This is a genomic window from Clostridium sp. YIM B02500, assembly GCF_022324665.1.
Taxonomy (GTDB): Bacteria; Bacillota; Clostridia; order Clostridiales; family Clostridiaceae; genus Clostridium; species Clostridium beijerinckii.
The window spans coordinates 1-1,328 of the sequence record NZ_JAKGTE010000079.1; the positions used below are offsets into that span (position 1 = coordinate 1).

Sequence of the window (1,328 nt, forward strand, 5' to 3'; positions counted from 1 at the left end):
CCGAAGAATTGCATTTGTTTACCAATTGTCATCGCTGATACACAACATGCGATACCATAGTCATCGCCATAGCTTTCACGCATAATGTCATCATTTTCATATTGGATAGAACTTGTTTTAATACTCATTTTTGCACAGTATGTTTTGAAGTTGTCTGGTAAACGTACTGACCATAATACTGTTAAGTTTGGTTCTGGTGCTGGACCTAAGTTATCTAATGAGTGTAAGAAACGGAATGAGTTTTTCGTAACAAGTGGACGTCCGTCAATACCTACACCACCGATAGATTCAGTTACCCAAGTTGGGTCTCCAGAGAATAATTCATTGTAATCAGGTGTACGAGCAAATTTAACAATACGTAATTTCATGATGAAGTGGTCAATAATTTCTTGAACTTCGCTTTCAGTAATAACACCTGCTTTAAGGTCACGTTCAGCATAGATATCTAAGAATGTTGATGTACGACCTAAACTCATTGCTGCACCGTTTTGTTCTTTAATTGCAGCAAGGTATGCTAAGTATAACCATTGAACTGCTTCTTTGAAGTTTTCTGCTGGACGGCTTAAATCGAAACCATATTTTTGTCCAAGTTCTTTTAATTCTTTTAATGCACGATATTGTTCTGATAATTCTTCACGTAAACGAATTACATCTTCTGACATTTCTGTAGACATCGTGTTGAAGTCGTGCATTTTTTCTTCCATTAAGAAATCTACACCATATAAAGCTACACGACGATAGTCACCGATAATACGTCCACGCCCGTATGCATCAGGTAAACCAGTGATTACACCTGCTTTACGGCAGTTCAACATTTCTCTAGAATATGCATCGAATACACCTTGGTTATGTGTTTTACGATAATCTGTAAAGATTTTTTCAGTTTCTTCGTCTAATTCGTAACCGTAAGCTTCACAAGCTGCTTTCGCCATACGAATACCACCGAATGGTTGCATTGAACGTTTGAATGGCTTTTCAGTTTGTACACCTACAATTGTTTCTAAATCTTTGTCTAAATAACCAGCATCATGAGATGTGATTGTTGAAGCTACTTTCGTGTCCATATCCCACATGCCGCCACGTTCACGTTCTTCTTTCGATAACTGCATTACTTGTTCCCAAAGTTTAGAAGTTGCTTCTGTTGGTCCTGCTAAAAATGAATCATTACCTTCATAAAGAGTGTAGTTTAATTGGATAAACTCTCTTACATCTACGTGTCTGTTCCATCTTCCATTTTTAAATCCTTGCCAAGCTGTTGCATGATTTTTATTTGTTTCTAACATACTAAACGCCTCCATCTGTATAATGTTGTGAATTTGAAATGCTAT

Annotated in this window: 1 protein-coding gene; it reads right to left on the reverse strand. The window is 36.9% G+C overall.

The window, feature by feature from the left end; all coding sequences use genetic code 11:
• Positions 1–1,283 (reverse strand): pyruvate formate lyase family protein (locus L1S46_RS26170; protein ID WP_275299058.1); only part of this gene is annotated, 1,283 nt, incomplete at its 3' end.
• Positions 1,284–1,328: the final 45 nt, after the last annotated feature.